This window comes from Pusillimonas minor (genome assembly GCF_014237865.1).
GTDB classification, from domain to species: domain Bacteria; phylum Pseudomonadota; class Gammaproteobacteria; order Burkholderiales; family Burkholderiaceae_B; genus Neopusillimonas; species Neopusillimonas minor.
In genome coordinates this window covers 116242-137063 of sequence record NZ_JACJUU010000004.1, presented here as the reverse complement: position 1 = coordinate 137063, position 20822 = coordinate 116242, and the positions used below count along the sequence as shown (strand labels likewise).

Sequence of the window (20822 nt, the reverse complement as noted above, 5' to 3'; positions counted from 1 at the left end):
TAAAAATAAACACAAGACGCCGGGTACTGATTCATTTTGGAGACAAAACAATGCAAGCCTGCCCTGCAGAACTGAATTACGCCCGGTACCTCACCGAGCTCAACCAACCGCGCGCCGACAAAACGGCCTACATCGACGACAACCGTCGCATGACGTACGGCGAACTCGCGACCCGCGTCTCGACCTTCGCAGGGTTGCTTAAAAACCTGGGCATCCGCCGTGAAGAGCGAATTTTGCTCGTCATGCACGACACCATCGACTGGCCCGTGGTGTTTCTGGGCGCCCTGCATGGCGGCGTCGTCCCCGTCGCCGTCAATACCCTGCTCACCGCCGAAGACTACGCCTACATGCTCGAGCACAGCCGCGCACAGGCTATTTTCACCTCGCCCGCGCTGCTCGACACCGTACAGCAAGCGGTTAGCCAGTCCAGCAACGAGGTTCGCCACATTGTGGTAGCCGAAGGCGGCAACACGCTGCCGGCCGGCATCGACAGCTTCGAGTCGCTCATGGACCGCGCGCCCCAAGAGTCCGCCGTCAACACCAAAGCCGACGAAATCGCGTTCTGGTTATATTCCTCTGGCTCGACCGGCCAGCCCAAAGGGGTCGTGCATTGCCACGCCAACCTGTGGCACACGGCCGAGCTCTACGGCAAGCCGGTACTGGGCCTGAAAGAAGACGATGTCGTGTTTTCAGCAGCCAAGCTGTTTTTTGCCTACGGGCTGGGCAACGGCCTGACCTTCCCGTTGTCGGTGGGCGCAACGGTAGTACTTATGGGTGAACGCCCCACCCCCGATGCGGTTTTCAAACGCCTGACCCAGCACAAACCTACTGTGTTTTACGGCGTGCCTACGCTGTATGCCAGCATGCTGGCCTCGCCCAACTTGCCGGCCCGCACCGACGTCAAGCTGCGCGTCTGTGCATCCGCCGGCGAGGCGCTGCCCAAAGACCTGGGCGATCGCTTCACCCGTCATTTTGGCTGCTATATTCTCGACGGCATCGGCTCAACCGAGATGCTGCACATCTTCATCTCTAACCAGGCCGGCGACGTACGCTATGGCACGACCGGCAAACCGGTGCCAGGTTACGAGATCGAACTGCGCGACGACCACGGCAAGCCGGTTCCGGCCGGCAGCATCGGCGACCTGTACATCAAGGGCCCCAGCGCGGCCATCATGTACTGGAACAACCGGGCCAAAACCCGCGAAACCATGTTGGGCGACTGGCTGAAAAGCGGCGACAAGTACGTATGCGATGCCGAGGGCTACTATACCTACGCCGGCCGCAGCGACGACATGATCAAAGTCAGCGGGCAGTATGTTTCCCCGGTCGAAGTTGAAAACGTCCTGATCGAACACGAGTCGGTACTCGAGGCTGCCGTCATTGGGGTAACCGATGACCAAGGGCTGGTCAAAACAACGGCTTACGTCGTACTTCGTGAAGGCAAAACAGCCGACGGCGGAATTGAAACCGAACTGCAGGCCTACGTTAAATCGCAGTTGGCCCCGTTCAAGTACCCCCGCACCATACATTTTGTCAACGAGCTGCCCAAAACAGCCACCGGCAAAATTCAGCGTTTCCGTCTGCGTCAGCGCCAGGAGCAATAAGATATGCAGGGCTCGCTGAATGCGGTTGACCGTATGGTGAACATTACGGTGCAAGGCCGCGACTATGACATTGAATGCCGACTTTTGTCGCCCGAAAAAACCGACAAAGACCTCATCGTTTTCTTGCACGAAGGGTTGGGTTCGGTAGCACTGTGGCGCGACTGGCCCGAACAGCTTTGCGCGCTGGCCAACTGCCGAGGTCTGGTGTTTTCGCGTTATGGCTATGGTCAAAGCACACCCAGGCCAGCCGACGAAAAATGGCCGGTCAGCTACATGCACACCCAGGCCGAACATTTCCTGCCAGCCGTGCTTGCCGCGCTCGGGCTTGATAACGAAAAGCCCGTGTTTTATGGTCATAGCGACGGGAGCTCGATTGCGCTGTTGTATGCAGCTATGTACCCCGAACGCACTAAAGCCATTGCAGTGGCGGCGCCGCATATTTTTGTCGAAGACATTACTATTGCCAGCATCGCGAAGGCGCGCGAGGCCTACTTACACACCGATTTGCCGCAAAAGTTTGCGCGCTATCACCAAAACCCCGACCTGACATTCTGGGCCTGGAACGATATCTGGCTCAACCCCGAGTTCAAACTCTGGAATATTGAAAAGTATTTGCCAGATATCCGTTGCCCGGTTCTGGCCATTCAGGGCAAGGACGACGAATACGGCACACTCGATCAAATACAAGGGATTCACCGGGTAGTCAGTAATACCAAACTCTGTATCATTGACGACTGCCGTCATTCGCCGCACAAAGACCAGCCAGAACAACTCAATGCGGCACTGATCAATTTCATAACAAGCCTGAACCCGATTCAGGCTGACAACAAATAACAATTAACCCGCAGGGTTCTTTCTACGCGTTAACGCGTTTCCAGCAGTACCTTTATTGACAACACCAAGGAGTAGACAAATGAAGAAAGTATTGACAGGTACCGCCCTCGCCGTCGCGATGGCTTTTGGCGCAGGTGCTGCATCCGCCGAAGTCAAGGTCGGCTTCATGCTGCCCTACAGCGGCACCTTTGCGCAATTAGGCGAGGCCATCGAAAACGGCTTCAAACTTTATGTTCAGGAACAAGGCGGCAAACTTGCAGGCCAGGAAATCACCTACTTCCGTGTTGATGACGAATCCAACCCGTCCAAGGGCCCCGATAACGCCAACCGCCTGATCAAGCGCGACCAGGTCGACATTCTGGTCGGCACAGTGCACTCGGGCGTGGCCATGGCGCTGGCCAAGGCCGCCACCGATTCCGACACTACCCTGATTATCCCTAACGCGGGTGCGGGCGCCATCACTGGCCCCCTGTGCAGCAAAAACGTTTTCCGCTCGTCGTTCTCTAACTGGCAGCCGGGCTACGCCATGGGCGCCGCCGCGGCCGAAAAAGGCCACAAAACAGCGGTCACCATTTCCTGGAACTACGCCGCAGGCAAAGAGTCCACCGACGGTTTCAAAGAGTCCTTTGAAAAGGCCGGCGGCAAGGTCGTCAAGCACCTGACACTGCCCTTCCCGCAGGTTGAGTTCCAGCCACTGCTGACCGAAATCGCGGCCACCAAACCTGATGTCGTCTACACCTTCTTTGCAGGCGGTGGTGCGGTCAAGTTCGTACAAGATTACGCTGCGGCCGGCTTGCGCAAAGATATCGAACTGGTCGGCGCCGGCTTCCTGACCGACGGCACCCTGAAAGCTCAGGGAGAATCGGCACAAGGTCTGCTGACGACATTGCACTACGCCGACGGCCTGAATACCGAACGCGACAACGCCTTCCGCGAAAACTACAAAAAGAACTTCCCCAAGCTGCCGCCTGACGTTTACGCGGTACAAGGCTACGACGCCGCGCAAATGCTCGACGCCGGCTTGAAAGCCGTCGGTGGCGACGTTGCCAAAAAAGACCAGATGCGCGATGCCATCCGCAACGCTACCATCGACAGCCCTCGCGGCAAGTTCACGCTGTCCAAGTCGGGTAACCCTGTGCAAGACATGTACTTGCGCGAAGTTAAAGGCGAAGACAACGTACCTGTGAAGGTTGCAGTAAAAGCGCTGGCCGATCCGTCGGTTGGCTGCAAAATGAACTAATAACAATAAATCAGCAGGAGGCCACGTGGACCCGGTCATATTTTTAATTCAGTGTCTTAACGCCATACAGTACGGGTTGTTGCTGTTCCTGGTTGCCAGCGGGCTTACGCTCATTTTCGGCATCATGGGCATCATCAACCTGGCGCATGGCAGTTTCTATATGATCGGGGCCTACATGGCCTTCGCCCTCGAGCCCCTTGTGGCTCAGTATTTGGGCGGAGGCTTTGTAACCACCCTGGTGGCGTGCATCGTACTGGCCGCCATACTGGGCTACTTTCTAGAGTGGGCGTTTTACAGTTACCTGTATACCCGCGAGCACCTACAGCAGCTGCTCATGACACACGGCCTGATTCTCGTTTTCGAAGAACTGCGCAGCATTATCATCGACAACGACGTTCACGGCGTATCTCCGCCCGACTGGCTCAGCGGCACCATTGCGCTTAGCGACGTCATGACCTACCCCACGTACCGCCTGTTCATCTCGGCCGTATGTATTGTGGTTGCGCTGCTTATGTACTGGCTGCTGGCCCGCACCCGTCTGGGCATGATGATCCGCGCCGGCGCCAGCAACCGCGAAATGATCAATTCGCTGGGCATCGACATCAACCGTTTGTTCCGTATTGTTTTCGCGCTGGGCGTTGCACTGGCTGCACTGGCCGGCGCCATCGCCGCACCGGTTTCGTCGGTGTATCCGGGCATGGGTAATGCCATTCTTATCATCTGCTTCGTCGTGGTCGTTATCGGCGGCATCGGGTCAATCAAGGGGGCTTTTGTTGCCGCCATGCTAATTGGCTTTGTCGACACTTTCGGCCAGGTTCTGTTCCCGCAAGCCGCTGGGGTTCTGGTCTATCTCATGATGGCCGCCATTCTGTTATTCAAGCCCGAGGGGCTGTTCAAGCAAGGCTAACGACGTATGCAATCCTCATTTCGTACCCTTCTGGTGCCGGTTCTGGTCATCATCACGGCCTTGTTGCCCATGGTTACCGCCGACTACTACACCGCCCTGATCATCAAGATCATGATTTATTCGCTGTTTGCGCTTAGCCTGCAATTACTGGTGGGCTGCACCGGGCTGGTCAGCCTGGGGCATTCGGCATTTTTTGGCATCTCGGCTTATGCGGTCACCCTGCTTTCGCCCGAATACGCGTCGGGCAACATGCTGTGGGTTATCCCCGCCGCCATTGTGTGCGCCATGGCTTATGCCGTTATTACCGGCGCACTCGCCCTGCGCACCAAAGGTATTTACTTCATCATGGTAACGCTGACCTTTGCGCAAATGGCTTACTACGTGTTCCACGACACCAAGCTGGGCGGCGGTAGCGACGGCATCTACCTGTACGTGCGCCCCGAGCTTCGCATCGGCGACTGGGTCATTCTTAATATCGACAACAGCTACACCTTCTATCTGTTTACGCTGGCTTGCCTGCTGTTCACCTGGGGCTTTCTGGCCATGCTGATGCGCTCGCGCTTTGGCGCCGCGCTTACGGGCATCCATGTCAACGAGCAGCGCATGCGCGCTGCCGGATTCTCGACGTTTGGCTACAAGCTTACTGCCTACGTCATTGCCGCCGCATTCGGTGGCCTGGCCGGCCTGCTGTATGCCGTCAAAGATGGCTACGTCAACCCCGAACTACTCGCCTGGGAGCAATCCGGCCTGGTGTTGCTTATGGTGATTTTGGGGGGTATGGGCCGTCTCTGGGGCGCGGTTATCGGGGCTATTGGCCTTATTCTGCTGCAAGAAGTCTTCCAGTCTGAAGCCATCTTCGGGTCGTTCGCCATCCACTGGCACTTAACGTTTGGTCTGGCCATTATTGCGCTCGTCGCCTTCATGCCTAAAGGGCTCATCGGCCTCCCCGAGCAACTTCGCGCCCGCCGCAATCGTTCCACCTCATCGGCAACGGCCAAGTAAAGGTATTACGCATGTCTACAACACTCTTATCGGCCAAGAACATCACACGCCGCTTCGGTGGGCTGGTGGCCATCGACCGGGTTTCGGTTGACCTTAACCAGGGGTCTGTACACGCCGTCATTGGCACCAATGGCGCCGGGAAATCAACCTTGGTCAGCGTCCTGTCGGGCGAGATCCCGCCCAACGAAGGCAATATCACCATGCTGGGCAAAGACATCACCCGCTGGCCGCAGCCCGACCGCGCCCGGGCAGGTTTGGGGCGCAGCTATCAGCGCACCACCATTTTCCCGTCGCTCAGTGTTCACGAAAACTGCCGTATTTCGGCCCAATCCAACCATCAAAAATTCTGGAGATGGGCGTTCCCGGCCAGTAAGTGCACCTACAGCAACGAAGCCGCCGACCGCGCCCTCGAACTGGCCGGGTTGGCCGAATTCGCCGATCGGCCTGCTGGCTTGTTGTCACACGGCGGCAAGCGCCAGCTTGAAATCGCCATGTGTCTGGCCACCCACCCCAAAGTACTGCTGCTCGACGAGCCGCTGGCAGGCATGGGTGCCGAAGAAACCGACCGCATGCTGAACCTGCTCGATTCTCTAAAAAAAGAACACGCCATCTTGCTGGTCGAACACGACATGGACGCCGTTTTCCGTATTTCCGACGAAATCACCGTCATGGTTAACGGCTGTGTCATTGCGCACGGCGACCCCGAATCCATCCGGAACAACCCCGACGTACAAACCGCTTACCTGGGAGAAGAAGAATGACCGTCCTGATCGACGCCCAGGGCATCAACACCCATTACGGCGAAAGCCACATTCTGTTCGACGTCAATCTGCAAATCAATGCCGGCGAGTCCATCGGCCTGCTTGGCCGCAACGGCATGGGTAAAACCACGCTTATCCGCACGCTCATGGGCCATATCCGGCCCACGGCGGGCAGCATCAAAATTCGCGGCGCCGACCACACCCGGTCAGAGCCGCATCAGGTCGCACGCCAGGGTATTGCCTATGTGCCCGAGGGGCGCGGTATTTTCCCCAACCTCGACGTTCGCGAAAACCTGCTGGTGGCGGCCCGCCCCGGCGTTAACGGCCGCAACGACTGGACATACGAGCGGGTGCTGGAAACCTTCCCGCGCCTGACCGAACGCCTGCAACATGGCGGTCAACAGCTGTCGGGGGGCGAGCAGCAAATGCTGGCCATCGGTCGCGCCCTCATGACCAACCCCGACATCCTGATTCTTGACGAAGCCACCGAAGGCCTGGCACCGCTGATCATCGCTGAAATCTGGCGCATTATCGGCACCATCCGCGAAACCGGTGTGGCGACCCTGATTGTCGACCGCAACTATCGCAAGGTACTGGCCAACACCGACCGTTGCGTTGTACTTGAAAAGGGTGTGGTGGTTGAAGAAAAAGAAAGTGCTACGCTAATTAACCAACCCGACCTGCTGACGCGGTATCTGGGCGTTTAAGCGTCCGGGTCAACACAGCGGGGGTACATCACCGCCATCTGAATAATATCGGGCGTCAGCCGCCAAACGCGGCGGCGGCGCGCCCGATACGGTCATTCACAGCGCGCCACGCTTCAGTTTCCGGCGGGCGCTCCAGCATAATCTGGTCTGCACCCAGCGTGTCGATGGCACGCAACTGTGCGTAAAGTGCATGCGCATAGGCGTGCGGGTCTTCTGGTGCCTGAACCCACAGCAAGCGGGCGTTACCCACTAAAACGATGCCGGGGTCACGGCTGCCTTCGTTTTTCCCCGCGGGGCGCAGCGCCGTATCGGCAGGAACAAACCCGACGGGTGGGTTACCAAACCCCACGGCCACGACCGATGAACCCTTAGCAACGAGGCGCTGCGCCGCGGCCTCGATCTCATCGCGCCCCAGCAACACCAACGGTGTATGAGGCGCGTAGTGCGCTTTCAATGAACCCGACACGCGCGGCGCATCGGTGCCTGCCTGCAATGACGGCATGACGCCGATGACGTCGGCAATTTGGGCGGCACTAATATGCCCCGGTCGCAGCAGCGCCGGCGACACACCCTTACCTAACCGCGACACATCCAGAATGGTCGACTCGATACCCACCTGGGCGGCACCGCCATCGAGCACGATCAGACGGGAATCATCAAGCTCGGGGAATTCGGCACGGACGTGATCGGCCGTTGTCGGCGACACCTGCCCGAACTTGTTGGCCGAGGGGGCAGCCACCCCGCCCTGCCCGCCTTTAAGCCGGGCAAAATGGGCCAATAACTGCTGGGCCACCGGGTGCGACGGGCACCGTAAACCAATCGTATCCTGCCCCCCGCTGACCGCACTAGGGATGTGATCGGCACGGCGCAAAATGAGGGTTAACGGACCCGGCCAGAACGCGTCTATCAGCGCATAGGCCAGGTCGGGGATGTCTTTTGCCCAATGAGCCAGGTCGGCCCCCGGCGCAAGGTGGACAATCACGGGGTGGTCGGAAGGCCGGCCTTTAGCCGCGTAAATACCAGCGATCGCCGCCGGGTTTTCGGCGTCGGCACCCAGCCCGTAGACCGTTTCTGTAGGAAACGCCACCAGCCCGCCAGAGACCAGTCGACGCGCAGCTGCATCGATGTCGGTAGGGCCGGCGGAACGCGTCATGAATAGGCCAAGCCCAGCACACGGGCAACACCTGCCGCTTGCTCGCGGGCCTGACCAAGCGTTGCACCAGTCACGGTAATATGGCCCATTTTTCGGCCTTTACGCGCCTCGGCCTTGCCATACAAATGCAAGTGGGCATGATCGAAGCGCAATACGCCGGCCCAATCGGGCTCTCGTGTTTGGCCGGCGGCATCGAACCATAAATCGCCCAATATGTTAAGCATGACCGACGCACTATGACTATGCGCCGAACCCAAGGGCAAGCCTGTCATGACCCTGACCTGTTGGTCGAACTGGCTGGATACGCAGGCATTGATGGTGTGGTGGCCGCTGTTATGCGGACGCGGAGCGATTTCGTTGGCCACCAGGCTGCCGTCGTCAAGAATAAAAAATTCGACACACAATACGCCGCGGTAATCAAGTTGCCCTGCGATGCGCCGGGCCGCCTGGGCTGCTTGCGCGTACAGTGACTGGCGTGCCTGTACAGCTGCCGGGTCGACTGTAGAAACGGCCAGAATGCCGTCACGGTGCTCGTTGTGCGCGGGCGTGTACACGACGCACGCATCGTCGTAGCCACGGGCCATGACCACCGAAATTTCGTCGGCCAGCGGCAACATGGCTTCAAGTACGCAAGGCACGCCACCAAAGGCATCAAAAGCTTCAAGCGCCGCTTCGCGCGAAGTTACCCGCGCCTGGCCCTTGCCGTCGTAGCCCAGCCGGGCCGCCTTCAGTATGCCCGGGAACAAATTGGCAGGTGCCTGGGCGATATGCGAGCGATCGGTAACGGCGCAATACGGTGCAACGGGTACGCCGGCTTGCGTAATAAACGCCTTTTCAAGGATTCGGTCTTGCACCACGGCAACGGCGTCGCCCGAGGGGCTGACGGCGCAATGCCTGGCCAGACGACGCAGGCTGTCGGCCGGGACATTTTCGAATTCGGTACTGACAGCTGCGCACAAACTACCCAGCAACTCGAGCGCCGTCGGGTCGTCGTAGGCGGCCTGAATGTGGCGGTCGGCAACACCCCCTGCCGGACAACCGGCCGCAGGGTCGAGCACAGCCACCTTATAACCCAGGCTTTGTGCAGCGTGGCAAAACATGCGACCCAGTTGGCCACCGCCTACCATGCCAAGCCAGCTACCGGGCGGCACAGGCATGGAATGCTGAATTGCAGTCATAGTCGTGTGTTAAACGGGAGGAACGACCATATCGCGTGCCGCCTGAGTTTGGCGGGCACGGAAGGCATCGAGTTGATCGGCCAGTGCCGTGTCGGTTGTGGCCAGACATGCGATAGCGTGCAGCGCCGCATTGGCAGCGCCGGCCTCGCCAATGGCAAAGGTGGCTACAGGCACGCCCTTTGGCATTTGCACAATAGACAGCAGCGAGTCTTCACCGCGCAAATAACGCGACGGCACGGGCACGCCAAACACCGGGACCGGCGTAAGGGCCGCCATCATGCCGGGCAAGTGGGCAGCGCCGCCCGCACCGGCGATAATGGCGCGCAAACCACGCGCCCGGGCTGCTGCGCCGTACTCGGCCATGTCGGTTGGCATACGATGCGCCGAAATCACTTGGGCTTCGTAAGCCACACCAAACGCGTCAAGCATATCGGTTGCGTGCTTCATGACATCCCAGTCGCTGGATGAACCCATGATGACGCCCACAATGGGCTGACTAGAAGCAGTGTTGGCTGTAGTCATGATCAGGTCGTCAGGCGTGTCAGGGCTTCGCGATACTTGGCCGCCGTCTTCTCGATGACATCGACCGGCAAACGCGGCGCGGGCGGCGTTTTGTCCCACACCTGGGTCTCGAGCCAGTCGCGCACAAACTGTTTGTCGAACGATGGCGGGCTGGTGCCCTCGGCGTAACCGGCGGCAGGCCAGAAACGCGACGAGTCTGGCGTCAGGACTTCGTCCATTAAATGCAGCACACCCTGGTCATCAAGGCCGAACTCGAATTTGGTGTCGGCAATGATGATGCCTTTGGTGGCGGCATATTCAGAGGCTTCGCTGTACAACCGCAGTGTGATGTCGCGGATTTTCTCGGCCATTTCCTGGCCGACTTCGCGCACGACGTGTGCAAAGTCAACGTTTTCGTCGTGAGCGCCGACCTCGGCTTTGGCTGCAGGCGTAAAAATAGGCTGCGGCAACCGACCGGCCTGCTTAAGCCCTGCCGGCAAAGCAATGCCGCACACCGCACCTGTTGCCTGGTAGTCTTTCCAGCCCGAGCCAATAAGGTAACCACGGGCGACAGCTTCGACCATGACGGGTTTGAGCCGCTTGACGACCATGGCCCGGCCAACGACCTGGTCACGCTCTTCGGGCAGCACGACGTCTTCGGGGCGGACACCGGTGCTGTGGTTAGGCACAATGTGCGCCAGTTTCTTCAACCAGAATTCTGTCAGGTCGGTCAGCACCTGCCCCTTGCCTGGGACAGGGTCGTCGAGAATGACGTCGAATGCCGAAATGCGGTCGGAAGCAACAATAAGCAGCTTGTCGTCGCCGACCGCATACATGTCGCGCACCTTGCCGCGCGCAAGCAGCGGCAAGGACTTGATGGACGACTGAAGCAAGGCTGACATTTACTGCACTACCTGGGCAAGTTCACCGGCCGCGTACTTGCGCGCCATTTCGTCGAGCGCAACAGGCTTGATTTTGCTGGCGTTGCCGGCGCAACCAAATTGCTCGTAGCGCTGCAGACAAATTTGCTTGGCGGCAATGCGAGCGGGCTTAAGGTACTCGCGCGGGTCGAACTTGCCGGGGTTCTCGGCCATGAAACGACGAATGGCGCCAGTCATGGCCAGACGGATGTCGGTGTCGATGTTGATTTTACGAACGCCGAACTTGATGGCTTCCTGGATTTCTTCGACAGGCACGCCGTAGGTTTCTTTCATGTCGCCGCCGAACTGACGGATTTCGGCAAGGAGTTCTTGGGGAACGCTGGACGAACCGTGCATGACCAGGTGCGTGTTGGGCAAACGCTGGTGGATTTCTTTGATGCGGGCGATAGACAGGATGTCGCCGGTGGGCTTGCGCGAAAACTTGTAGGCGCCGTGGCTGGTGCCAATGGCAATGGCCAAGGCATCGAGCTGGGTCTGGCGCACGAAATCGGCCGCCTGTTCGGGGTCGGTCAGGAGCTGGTCCATGGTCAGCTTGCCTTCGGCGCCGTGACCATCTTCTTTGTCGCCCTGCATGGTTTCGAGCGAGCCCAGGCAGCCCAGTTCGCCTTCGACGGTAATACCCAGCTTGTGAGCCATGTCGACCACTTTACGGGTAACGTCGACGTTGTAGTCGTAGTCGGCAATGGTTTTGCCGTCTTCTTTAAGCGAGCCGTCCATCATGACGCTGGTGAAACCCAGGTTGATAGCGCCCTGACAGATGGCGGGCGACTGACCGTGGTCTTGGTGCATGACAACGGGCAGATGGGGGTAGCTTTCGACAGCCGCCTGAATAAGGTACTTCAGGAAGCCTTCGCCGGCATATTTACGCGCCCCTGCCGAAGCCTGCATGATGACCGGGCTGTTGGTTTCGTCGGCGGCCTCCATAATGGCCTGAACCTGTTCAAGGTTGTTGACGTTGAATGCGGGGATACCGTAACCGTTTTCGGCAGCGTGGTCGAGCAGCTGACGCATGGAAACGAGGGCCATGGAAAGACTCCTGATCAGATTGAATAAAGAATGGTTGTCATTTTACCCGAACCGCCGACTTGGGACGGAAGGCTTTAACGACGTGTTCGTGGGTTTCGGTGTAGGGGCCGCCGATCAAGTCGATGCAATAAGGCACCGCGGCAAATATGCCCGCAACCTGTGTATTACCCTGGTCGTCTTTCAGGCCTTCGAGGGTTTCCCGAATGGCTTTTGGCTGGCCAGGCAGGTTGATGATCAGCGCCGCGTGATCGGCGGTTTCGCGAATGACGGCAACCTGCCGCGACAAAATCGCGGTGGGTACGAATTTAAGGCTGATCTGGCGCATTTGCTCGCCAAAACCCGGCATGGTTTTGGTAGCGACTGCCAGCGTGGCTTCGGGCGTGACATCGCGACGCGCCGGTCCGGTGCCACCGGTGGTCAGTACCAGGTCGCACCCAACCTCGTCCACCAATTCAGTCAGCGTGCGCGAAATCAACGCTTGCTCATCGGGAATCAGGCGAGTCTCGAACTGCGCCCCGTTGACCAACGCCCCCTCAAGCCACCCCTGAAGCGCCGGAATACCCTGATCTTCGTAGGTGCCCGACGAGGCGCGATCGGAAATGGACACGAGGCCCACCAACAGTTGGTCGGGATGCGTACGAACCAATCGTTTCGCGGTCGTCATGAAGGGGCTCCTGGGTAAGACAAAGATAAATACGCAACCGCAGCGGCCATAACCGACGGCATGAATAATGCCGTCGGTTATGCCAGCCTGCCGGCCAGCCTTAACCGGCTGCGCGCTGTTGCAAAACGTCGACGGCGGGCAATACCTTGCCTTCGAGGAATTCGAGGAAGGCGCCACCACCGGTCGAGATATAGCCAACCTTGTCGGCAATGTTGTACTTGGCAATGGCCGCCAGGGTATCGCCACCCCCGGCAATTGAAAACGCGGCGGAATCGGCAATGGCTTGTGCGACAACTTTGGTGCCGTTTTCGAACGCATCGAATTCAAAAACACCCACGGGGCCGTTCCAGACAATGGTACCGGCCTGCTTAAGGATGCCGGCCAGCGTTTGCGCCGTCTCAGGGCCAATGTCCAGAATCATATCGTCTTCGGCGACATCGGCGGACGCCTTGACGGTGGCCTGGGCATCGGCGCTGAACGACTTTGCGCAGACGACGTCGGTGGGGATAGGCACGCCGGCACCGCGCTTTTGCATGATGTCGATCACTGCGCGGGCCTCTTCAACCTGGTCGGGTTCGGCCAGCGACTTGCCGATAGGCAACCCTTGGGCCAGCATAAAAGTGTTGGCAATACCGCCACCCACCACCAGTTGGTCGACCTTGTCGGCCAGCGCACGCAAAATTGACAGCTTTGTCGAGACTTTTGAGCCGGCGACAATCGCCACCATGGGGCGCTTGGGCTGTTCAAGCGCCTGACCCAGGGCGTCGAGTTCGGCCTCGAGCAAGGGGCCGGCGCATGCCACCGGGGCAAAACGCGCAATACCGTGCGTGGTAGCTTCGGCGCGGTGGGCCGTACCAAAGGCATCGTTTACGTAAACATCGCACAATGCCGCCATTTTGCGCGACAGGGCTTCATCGTTTTTCTTTTCGCCCACATTGCAACGTGCATTCTCGAGCATGACCACCTGACCGGGAGCAACATCGACGCCGTCGACCCAATCGGCAACCAGCCTGACCTCTTTGCCCAACAATTCGGACATGCGACGCGCCACAGGCGCCAGGGAGTCGTCGGCCGTTACGGTACCTTCGGTGGGGCGACCCAGATGCGAAGTCACCATAACCGCGGCACCGGCGTCGAGCGCCATGCGCACTGCAGGAATAGAGGCACGGATACGCGTATCTTCGGTGATGTCGCGGTTGTCGTTGAAAGGAACGTTCAGGTCGGAGCGAATAAACACGCGTTTACCAGACAACTGATCGGCTTTAACCAGGGCGGAAAGAGTTTGGACGTTGGGCATGGGCGGCGGGGAAAACGAAATTGACAGATAGCGCAAGGGCGGGGAGTCCCCGCCCTTTGCAAAAGAACCAGCAGCTTACTTGGCAGACATCAGGGCTACTGTGGTGTCGAGCATGCGGTTCGAGAAACCCCACTCGTTGTCGTACCACGAGCAGACCTTGACCAGGTTGCCCGACACTTTGGTCAGGCCGGCGTCGACGGTGGACGATGCCGCTGTGTGGTTGTAATCGACCGACACCAGAGGCTCTTCGCTGTAGTCGAGGATGCCTTTGAGCGGGCCGGAGGCTGCAGCCTCTTTGAGGATGGCGTTGACTTCTTCAACCGATGTTTCGCGCGCAGCCACGAAGGACAGGTCGACGATGGACACGTTGATGGTGGGAACGCGCATGGCGTAGCCGTCGAGCTTGCCGTTCAGTTCGGGCAATACCAGGCCAACTGCCGAAGCCGCACCGGTTTTGGTGGGGATCATGCTGGATGTGGCCGAGCGGGCGCGGCGAAGGTCGGCGTGGTAAACGTCGGTCAGGACCTGGTCGTTCGTGTAGGCGTGAATGGTGGTCATCAGACCGTTAACCACACCCAGTTTTTGGTGCAGGGGCAATACCAGCGGAGCTAGGCAGTTGGTGGTGCACGATGCATTCGAGATAACGGTATCGGATGCCTTAAGGACGTTGTGGTTGACACCGTATACAACCGTCGCATCGACGTCTTTACCACCGGGGGCCGAAATAATGACCTTTTTGGCGCCGCCCTTGATATGCGCGCCGGCAGCTTCTTTGGTGGTGAAAAAGCCGGTGCACTCGAGCACGACGTCGACACCGAGTTCGCCCCAGGGCAATTCGGCCGGGTTACGGTTGGCCAGCACACGGATTTTGTCGCCGTTGACGACCAGGTAATCGCCGTCGACTTCAACCGTGCCGGGGAATTTACCGTGCGCGGTGTCGTAGCGTGTTAAGTGAGCGTTGGTTTTAGGGTCGCCCAGATCGTTGATGGCCACGATTTCGATGTCGTGTTTTTTGCCGCCTTCGTAGTGGGCACGCAAGATGTTGCGGCCAATACGCCCGTATCCGTTAATCGCTACGCGAATTGCCATGGTAAATCTCCTGTTTATAAAACCTGTTCGACAGCCGCAACAACGCGCTCGGCAGTCAGACCGAAATGCTTGAACAATACCCCTGCCGGCGCCGATTCGCCGTAAGTGTCGATACCGACAACAGCGCCTTCCAGGCCAACGTACTTGTACCAACCAGCGGTTACACCGGCCTCGACAGCCACACGCGGAATACCGGCGGGCAATACGCTTGCCTTCCAGGCGGCGTCTTGTGCGTCGAAAAGTTCGGTGCAGGGCATCGACACGACGCGCACGGCAACGCCTTTCTCGGCCAGTTGCGTTTGCGCCGCCAACGCCAGCTCGACTTCAGAGCCGGTTGCGATGATGACCGCCTTGAAAGCATCGGCGTCGGACAATACGTAACCACCACGGGCAATGGCACCGATTGTGGCGTCGTCGCGCTGGACAAAAGGCAAGTTTTGACGCGACAGCAAAAGCGCCGATGGCCCACCGTCGCGCACATTCATGCCAATGCTGGCCGGGCGCGTCACCGATTGCGCCCAGGCTACGGCTGTTTCGGTGGTGTCGCAAGGACGCCAGACATGCAAATTGGGAATAAGACGCAGGCTGGCGGCATGCTCGACCGACTGGTGAGTGGGGCCGTCTTCGCCCAGACCGATAGAGTCGTGCGTAAACACATGAACGACCCGCTGTTTCATGAGCGCCGCCATGCGCAGCGCATTGCGGGAGTAATCGGAGAATGTCAGGAATGTGCCACCGAACGGCAGGTAGCCACCGTGCAGGGCAACGCCATTCATGATGGCAGCCATGCCGAACTCGCGCACGCCGTAATTGATATGGCGACCAAACTGCAGGCCGTTTTCAGTCGCACGAACGGGTTGTGCGCCTTTCCAGTCGGTGAAGTTTGAACCGGTCAGGTCGGCCGAGCCGCCCAGCATTTCGGGCAGTACGTCGACCAATGCGGTGATGGCCAGTTGCGACGCCTTGCGCGTTGCCACGGTTTCGGCGCGCTCGGCGGTAGCGCGAATGAATGCCCGAACCTGACCTTCGAACCCGTCGGGCAAGTCGCCTTTCATGCGGCGTTGGTATTCGGCCGCCAGTTGCGGATAGGCCTGGGCGTATGCGTCAAAGGCTGTGTCCCACTCACCCTGCCAGAGCTGACCCTTGACCCGGGCATCCCAACGTTGATAGATGTGAGCCGGAATTTCGAACGGCGCGTGCGGCCAATTCAGGGCGGCACGAGTCGCAGCAATTTCGTCGGCCCCCAATGGCGCTCCGTGTACCTTTTCGGAACCTTCCATGTTGGGCGCGCCTTTGCCAATCACCGTACGGCAGCAAATAAGCGTGGGGCCCTTGTTTTGGGCTGCATTCTGTTTGGCCTGTTCGGTGGCCTGATCGACCGCCATCACGTTGTGCCCGTCTACATTACGGATCACATTCCAGCCATAACTTTCAAAGCGCGCGGGGGTATCGTCGCCAAACCAGTGCTCGACGTTACCGTCAATAGAGATACCGTTGTCGTCGTAGTAAACGATCAGCTTGGACAACTTGAGCGTACCGGCAAGCGAGCACGCTTCGTGGGAGATACCTTCCATGAGGCAGCCATCGCCCACAAAGGCATACGTGAAGTGGTCAACAATATTATGACCGTCACGGTTGAACTCTTTGGCCAGCAGGGCCTCGGCAAGGGCCATGCCCACTGCATTGCTCACACCCTGGCCTAACGGGCCGGTTGTGGTTTCAACGCCAGCGGTAATACCCACTTCGGGGTGGCCCGGCGTACGGGAATGCAGCTGCCGGAAGTTTTTGAGTTCTTCGATGGGAAGATCGTAGCCACTTAAATGCAGCAGCGCGTAAATAAGCATGGAACCGTGACCGTTGGACAATACAAAACGGTCGCGGTTGGCCCATGCCGGATCGGCCGGGTTATGACGCAAATGGCGCGTCCAGAGGGCTTCGGCAATGTCGGCCATACCCATAGGGGCGCCGGGGTGGCCCGACTTGGCTTGCTGGACTGCATCCATGGCCAGGGCTCGGACGGCATTGGCCAGAGATGAATCTTGAGTGGGCGATTGGCTCATTTAGTACTCGCAAAACGTGGGCATGCCCGCAAAACACTAGGGCAAACCCCAATAAATTAGCGTTGTAAAGCCCGGCATTTTAACACCGTGGTAAGAATTAACTTGTTACGGCCAAACCCGATACACTTGTCGACACCGACGTAAAGCCTGCGATTTCTGCATCCGCATCGCTTTTGATCACCTGACAACACCCACATTCATGCCACGTTTCTATTGCCCCACCCCGTTAACCGCGCAGCACACCATGGCGCTGCCCGACGCCTTGGCGCATCACGCCGTACGCGTATTGCGGCTAAAAAACAACAGCCCTATCACTCTGTTCGATGGGACGGGGGGAGAATACCAGGCCATATTGCACATCGACGGCAAGCACGCCTTCGCCCAATTGGGTGACAAAGACCCGATAGAGCGTGAGTTGCCGGGCCACATCACCTTGGCGCAAGGCCTGGCGTCCGGCGACAAAATGGACTGGATCATCGAAAAAGCCGTCGAACTTGGCGCCACCCAGGTTGTGCCTATCGCGGCCCGCCGCAGCGTACTGCAACTATCGGGGCCACGTACCGAAAAACGCCTGCAACACTGGGAAAAGACCATACAGTCGGCTTGCGAGCAATGTGGTCGAAACCGTCTGCCTACGGTAACCGCTCCGGTTTCACTGGCCGATTTTCTGGCCAGTGGCACAGCGGGCCTGACCCTACTGTGTCACCCGCAGTCATCTACCACGCTGGCTCAGGCCGTTGCTGGCCTGACCACACCCCACATTACCTTGCTTGTCGGACCAGAAGGCGGTTGGTCCGACGAAGAAACAGCCACGGCACTGAAGCACGGCGCGACGCAGATCAGTTTTGGCGCCCGCGTACTGCGTACCGAGACCGCAGGACTGGCGATGATTTCGGCCATTAGCGCCCTGCTGGGCTGGCACTAACCGCCCAGACACCCACCGATATGCGCCAACAAGCCGGGCGCACGCAAAAAAGCCGGGGCGAGCCCGGCTTAAAAAGACTAACTGCCTGAATACGGCATGGGCGAAACGCCCGGTTCAGGGTCGGGGTGCTTGCCCGCATGCTCGATGACGAAAGCAAAAACACGCCCGTTGTTGGCCGCATACTCGACCACGTCTTCGCAGACCGAGGCAATGGCTTTGGCGTCTTCGGCCAAGGCCGGGTCACCCGAGTGCAGGTTGTGAAACCAAAGCACCAGGCCCGCTTTCTGGTCGATAACGGTATCGCACAGACAATCGTAAAGGGCATCGAGGTTGCTACCAAAAAACTCGGGGAAGTCGACCGCCTTGACCACGGCGCGCAAAACCGCAGAGCGGCTGCGCGCGCGGTCACATTCGACCACGCTCCAGGTCAGCCCCAGGGCTTGTGCCTGGCCGGCAAGCGCTTCTTGGGTGACCGTAGCGGCGTCGAACTGGCCGCCCTTTTTCAGCTTTTTTTCCAACGCGGTCTGAGTCATGAGTGCGCCTCTGACAAATAGTTAAAACGCATTACTTGGTCAAATCCCGGGTGTTGGCGTCGACAACGGCCATAGCCGTCATGTTGACGATACGGCGAACGGTTGAACTTGACGTCAGGATGTGAACCGGAGCGTTGGCGCCCAACAAGAACGGGCCCACCGCCACATTGCCACCTGCCGCAGTTTTCAGCAAGTTGTAAGCAATATTTCCTGAGTCGACGTTGGGGCAAATCAACAAATTGGCCGCCCCTTTCAGGGTTGTCGAGGGCAGAATACGCTCGCGCAGAGACTCGTCGAGCGCGCAATCGCCATGCATTTCGCCATCGACCTCGAGGTCGGGCGCATGTTCGTGAACCAGCTCGAGCGCACGGCGCATTTTGCCGCCCGACGACGAGCTGCCTGTACCAAAATTAGACCGCGACAACAGCGCGATTTTGGGTTCGATATTGACACGACGCATTTGTTCGGCCGCTGCAATCGTGATTTCGGCAAGCTGCTCGGCCGTTGGGTCGTCGTTGACGTGCGTGTCGGCCAGAGCAACCGTGCGTTCGGACAACAGCAGGATATTCATGGCCGCGTAGGTATTTGCCCCCGGCGCCTTGCCAATGACTTCGTCGATAAAACGCAGGTGGTCGGCATACGACCCGACGGTGCCGCAAATCATGCCATCGGCATCGCCCATGCGCACCATCATGGCGCCAATCAAAGTCAGGCGGCGGCGCATTTCGACACGCGCCATTTCTTTGCTGACGCCGCGACGACACATCATTTCCCAGTAAGTCGTCCAGTAGTTGTGGAAGCGCTCATCCCAGTCGGGGTTGGTGACTTCGACGTTTTCGCCCAGTTTCAGCCGCAAATTGAAACGCTTGATGCGGGCCTGGAGCACCTCGGGGCGACCCACCAGAATGGGCTTGGCCAGTTTCTCGTCGACAACAATCTGAACCGCACGCAACACGCGTTCGTCTTCACCTTCGGTAAAGACAATGCGCGCCTTGCCACCGTCGCGCACCATGGCTTTTGCCGCCGAGAACATCGGCTTCATGAAAGACCCGGAACGGTACATGAACTGCTGCAACTGCTCGGCATAGGCCTCGAAGTCTTCGATGGGGCGCGTCGCCACACCGTCGTCCATGGCGGCTTTGGCAACCGCAGGGGCAATACGCAGTATCAGACGCGGGTCGAAAGGCTTGGGGATGAGGTATTCGCGGCCGAACGAGACGCCGTACGTGCCGTAAGCGGCTGCCACGACATCGTTTTGCTCTTCTTGGGCCAAGGCGGCAATGGCATACACGGCGGCTTTTTCCATGCCACGGGTAATGGTTGTTGCGCCAACGTCGAGCGCCCCTCGGAAAATATACGGGAAGCACAACACGTTGTTGACCTGGTTGGGGTAGTCGGATCGGCCGGTTGCCATCACGACATCGCCACGCACCGCATGGGCGTCTTCAGGCAGGATTTCAGGGTTGGGGTTGGCCAGCGCCAGGATGATCGGGTCGGCGGCCATACGTTTAACCATATCGGGCTTAAGCACGCCCCCGGCCGACAAACCCAAGAACACATCGGCATCGCCAATAATGTCGCCCAATTTACGGGCATCGGTATCTTGCGCGTACCGCGCTTTTTCCGGGTCCATCAGCGTGGTGCGCCCCTTGTACACAACACCTTCTATGTCGGCCACCCAGATATTGGACACCGGCAGCCCCAGGTCGACCATCAGGTCAAGACAGGCCAGCGCGGCTGCACCGGCGCCCGACACCACAACTTTGACCTGATCGATTTTTTTGTTGACGACGCTGAGCGCGCCGATAAAGGCTGCAGCGACGCAAATGGCCGTACCGTGCTGGTCGTCGTGAAAGACCGGGATGCTCATGCGTTCGCGCAGCTTGCGCTCGACCTCGAAGCATTCGGGCGCCTTGATGTCTTCAAGGTTGATGCCACCGAATGTAGGTTCGAGGCCGGCAATGATGTTGACGAGTTTGTCTGGGTCAGATTCGTTGATTTCGATATCGAAGACATCGATGCCGGCAAACTTCTTGAACAGCACGGCCTTGCCTTCCATGACCGGCTTGGACGCCAATGCGCCAATGTTGCCCAGGCCAAGCACCGCGGTACCGTTGGTAATGACCCCGACCAGATTACCTCGCGCCGTATAACGATGCGCATTGTTAGGGTCGGCCACGATTTCTTCGCAGGCGGCAGCCACCCCCGGCGAGTAGGCCAGCATCAGGTCGCGCTGGTTGGAGAGCTGTTTTGTGGGTGTGACAGCGATTTTGCCGGGGCGGCCTTTCTCGTGGTACTCGAGGGCCGCTTTGCGCAGATTTTCTTCCATGATAGATCTTTACCAGAATGAACGAAGAATGACGGGTTCCCATTCTAGCCCCGCTTTTACAGCGCCGGGGC

The 20822-nt window shown here is 58.9% G+C and carries 19 protein-coding genes; 8 read left to right on the top strand and 11 right to left on the bottom strand.

The annotated features are described in order from the left end of the window. Positions 1–50: 50 nt before the first annotated feature. The 7 genes from GTU67_RS07370 to GTU67_RS07340 all read left to right on the top strand — a co-directional run bounded on the left by GTU67_RS07370 (position 51) and on the right by GTU67_RS07340 (position 7055). A complete protein-coding gene (locus GTU67_RS07370) occupies positions 51–1604 on the top strand; it encodes a benzoate-CoA ligase family protein (RefSeq protein WP_185779450.1) in 1554 nt (517 codons plus the stop codon). 3 nt (positions 1605–1607) lie between these two features. Continuing rightward, on the top strand, positions 1608–2438 hold the full coding sequence (locus GTU67_RS07365; protein WP_185779449.1) for an alpha/beta fold hydrolase: 831 nt from the start codon (positions 1608–1610) through the stop codon (positions 2436–2438). Positions 2439–2517: 79 nt separating this feature from the next. Further along, positions 2518–3678, top strand: a complete 1161-nt coding sequence (locus GTU67_RS07360; RefSeq protein WP_185779448.1) for an ABC transporter substrate-binding protein — start codon at positions 2518–2520, stop codon at positions 3676–3678. Between the two features lie 25 nt (positions 3679–3703). Then, positions 3704–4585: an ABC transporter permease subunit gene (locus GTU67_RS07355; RefSeq protein WP_185779447.1), complete on the top strand. Its 882-nt coding sequence runs from the start codon at positions 3704–3706 to the stop codon at positions 4583–4585. 69 nt (positions 4586–4654) lie between these two features. Further along, complete coding sequence (locus GTU67_RS07350) at positions 4655–5587, top strand: branched-chain amino acid ABC transporter permease (protein ID WP_430459004.1); 933 nt, start codon at positions 4655–4657, stop codon at positions 5585–5587. Between the two features lie 11 nt (positions 5588–5598). Further along, positions 5599–6348, top strand: coding sequence for an ABC transporter ATP-binding protein (locus GTU67_RS07345; RefSeq protein WP_185779445.1), 750 nt, complete (start codon positions 5599–5601; stop codon positions 6346–6348). Next, positions 6345–7055, top strand: a complete 711-nt coding sequence (locus tag GTU67_RS07340) for an ABC transporter ATP-binding protein (RefSeq protein WP_185779444.1) — start codon at positions 6345–6347, stop codon at positions 7053–7055. The genes GTU67_RS07345 and GTU67_RS07340 overlap by 4 nt, the downstream gene beginning before the upstream one ends. A gap of 55 nt (positions 7056–7110) precedes the next feature. On the opposite strand, the gene GTU67_RS07335 is transcribed toward GTU67_RS07340, so the two are convergent. The 9 genes from GTU67_RS07335 to tkt form a co-directional block, all read right to left on the bottom strand. After that, positions 7111–8208 carry an L-threonylcarbamoyladenylate synthase gene (locus tag GTU67_RS07335; RefSeq protein ID WP_185779443.1) on the bottom strand — a complete coding sequence of 366 codons (1098 nt, stop codon included), beginning with the start codon at positions 8206–8208 and terminating at the stop codon, positions 7111–7113. Beyond that, a complete protein-coding gene (locus GTU67_RS07330; protein WP_185779442.1) occupies positions 8205–9386 on the bottom strand; it encodes a 5-(carboxyamino)imidazole ribonucleotide synthase in 1182 nt (393 codons plus the stop codon). The genes GTU67_RS07335 and GTU67_RS07330 overlap by 4 nt, the downstream gene beginning before the upstream one ends. Before the next feature lie 9 nt (positions 9387–9395). Then, positions 9396–9908, bottom strand: coding sequence for a 5-(carboxyamino)imidazole ribonucleotide mutase (gene purE, locus GTU67_RS07325; protein WP_185779441.1), 513 nt, complete (start codon positions 9906–9908; stop codon positions 9396–9398). Between the two features lie 2 nt (positions 9909–9910). Further along, positions 9911–10789, bottom strand: coding sequence for a phosphoribosylaminoimidazolesuccinocarboxamide synthase (locus GTU67_RS07320; RefSeq protein ID WP_185779440.1), 879 nt, complete (start codon positions 10787–10789; stop codon positions 9911–9913). Continuing rightward, entirely contained in the window at positions 10790–11854 is a 1065-nt protein-coding gene (gene fba, locus GTU67_RS07315; protein WP_093969291.1) for a class II fructose-bisphosphate aldolase, read from the bottom strand. 37 nt (positions 11855–11891) lie between these two features. After that, complete coding sequence (gene mog / locus GTU67_RS07310) at positions 11892–12518, bottom strand: molybdopterin adenylyltransferase (protein WP_185779439.1); 627 nt, start codon at positions 12516–12518, stop codon at positions 11892–11894. A gap of 100 nt (positions 12519–12618) precedes the next feature. Beyond that, positions 12619–13815, bottom strand: coding sequence for a phosphoglycerate kinase (locus tag GTU67_RS07305; RefSeq protein WP_185779568.1), 1197 nt, complete (start codon positions 13813–13815; stop codon positions 12619–12621). 75 nt (positions 13816–13890) lie between these two features. Continuing rightward, positions 13891–14904 (bottom strand): type I glyceraldehyde-3-phosphate dehydrogenase, encoded by a 1014-nt coding sequence (gap, locus tag GTU67_RS07300; protein WP_185779438.1) that lies wholly within the window; start codon positions 14902–14904, stop codon positions 13891–13893. Between the two features lie 14 nt (positions 14905–14918). After that, on the bottom strand, positions 14919–16964 hold the full coding sequence (tkt, locus tag GTU67_RS07295; RefSeq protein WP_185779437.1) for a transketolase: 2046 nt from the start codon (positions 16962–16964) through the stop codon (positions 14919–14921). A 199-nt stretch (positions 16965–17163) separates the two neighbouring features. On the opposite strand from tkt, the gene GTU67_RS07290 reads away from it, so the two are divergent. Continuing rightward, the gene (locus GTU67_RS07290; RefSeq protein WP_185779436.1) at positions 17164–17889 is read left to right on the top strand and encodes a 16S rRNA (uracil(1498)-N(3))-methyltransferase; all 726 of its coding nucleotides are present in this window, start codon (positions 17164–17166) and stop codon (positions 17887–17889) included. Positions 17890–17966: 77 nt separating this feature from the next. Here GTU67_RS07290 and GTU67_RS07285 read toward each other — a convergent pair whose 3' ends face one another. Then, the gene (locus GTU67_RS07285) at positions 17967–18422 is read right to left on the bottom strand and encodes a barstar family protein (protein ID WP_185779435.1); all 456 of its coding nucleotides are present in this window, start codon (positions 18420–18422) and stop codon (positions 17967–17969) included. A 31-nt stretch (positions 18423–18453) separates the two neighbouring features. Beyond that, the gene (locus GTU67_RS07280; RefSeq protein WP_185779434.1) at positions 18454–20751 is read right to left on the bottom strand and encodes an NADP-dependent malic enzyme; all 2298 of its coding nucleotides are present in this window, start codon (positions 20749–20751) and stop codon (positions 18454–18456) included. Positions 20752–20822 lie beyond the last annotated feature (71 nt).

Coding starts and splice junctions, on each gene's coding strand:
- GTU67_RS07285 (WP_185779435.1), bottom strand. CDS start 18,422: ATGACTCAGACCGCGTTGGAAAAAAAGCTGAAAAAGGGCGGCCAGTTC.
- GTU67_RS07305 (WP_185779568.1), bottom strand. CDS start 13,815: ATGCCCAACGTCCAAACTCTTTCCGCCCTGGTTAAAGCCGATCAGTTG.
- GTU67_RS07365 (WP_185779449.1), top strand. CDS start 1,608: ATGCAGGGCTCGCTGAATGCGGTTGACCGTATGGTGAACATTACGGTG.
- purE (WP_185779441.1), bottom strand. CDS start 9,908: ATGACTACAGCCAACACTGCTTCTAGTCAGCCCATTGTGGGCGTCATC.
- GTU67_RS07335 (WP_185779443.1), bottom strand. CDS start 8,208: ATGACGCGTTCCGCCGGCCCTACCGACATCGATGCAGCTGCGCGTCGA.
- fba (WP_093969291.1), bottom strand. CDS start 11,854: ATGGCCCTCGTTTCCATGCGTCAGCTGCTCGACCACGCTGCCGAAAAC.
- GTU67_RS07330 (WP_185779442.1), bottom strand. CDS start 9,386: ATGACTGCAATTCAGCATTCCATGCCTGTGCCGCCCGGTAGCTGGCTT.
- GTU67_RS07320 (WP_185779440.1), bottom strand. CDS start 10,789: ATGTCAGCCTTGCTTCAGTCGTCCATCAAGTCCTTGCCGCTGCTTGCG.
- mog (WP_185779439.1), bottom strand. CDS start 12,518: ATGACGACCGCGAAACGATTGGTTCGTACGCATCCCGACCAACTGTTG.
- GTU67_RS07345 (WP_185779445.1), top strand. CDS start 5,599: ATGTCTACAACACTCTTATCGGCCAAGAACATCACACGCCGCTTCGGT.
- GTU67_RS07350 (WP_430459004.1), top strand. CDS start 4,655: ATGGTTACCGCCGACTACTACACCGCCCTGATCATCAAGATCATGATT.
- gap (WP_185779438.1), bottom strand. CDS start 14,904: ATGGCAATTCGCGTAGCGATTAACGGATACGGGCGTATTGGCCGCAAC.
- GTU67_RS07280 (WP_185779434.1), bottom strand. CDS start 20,751: ATGGAAGAAAATCTGCGCAAAGCGGCCCTCGAGTACCACGAGAAAGGC.
- GTU67_RS07340 (WP_185779444.1), top strand. CDS start 6,345: ATGACCGTCCTGATCGACGCCCAGGGCATCAACACCCATTACGGCGAA.
- GTU67_RS07370 (WP_185779450.1), top strand. CDS start 51: ATGCAAGCCTGCCCTGCAGAACTGAATTACGCCCGGTACCTCACCGAG.
- GTU67_RS07360 (WP_185779448.1), top strand. CDS start 2,518: ATGAAGAAAGTATTGACAGGTACCGCCCTCGCCGTCGCGATGGCTTTT.
- GTU67_RS07290 (WP_185779436.1), top strand. CDS start 17,164: ATGCCACGTTTCTATTGCCCCACCCCGTTAACCGCGCAGCACACCATG.
- tkt (WP_185779437.1), bottom strand. CDS start 16,964: ATGAGCCAATCGCCCACTCAAGATTCATCTCTGGCCAATGCCGTCCGA.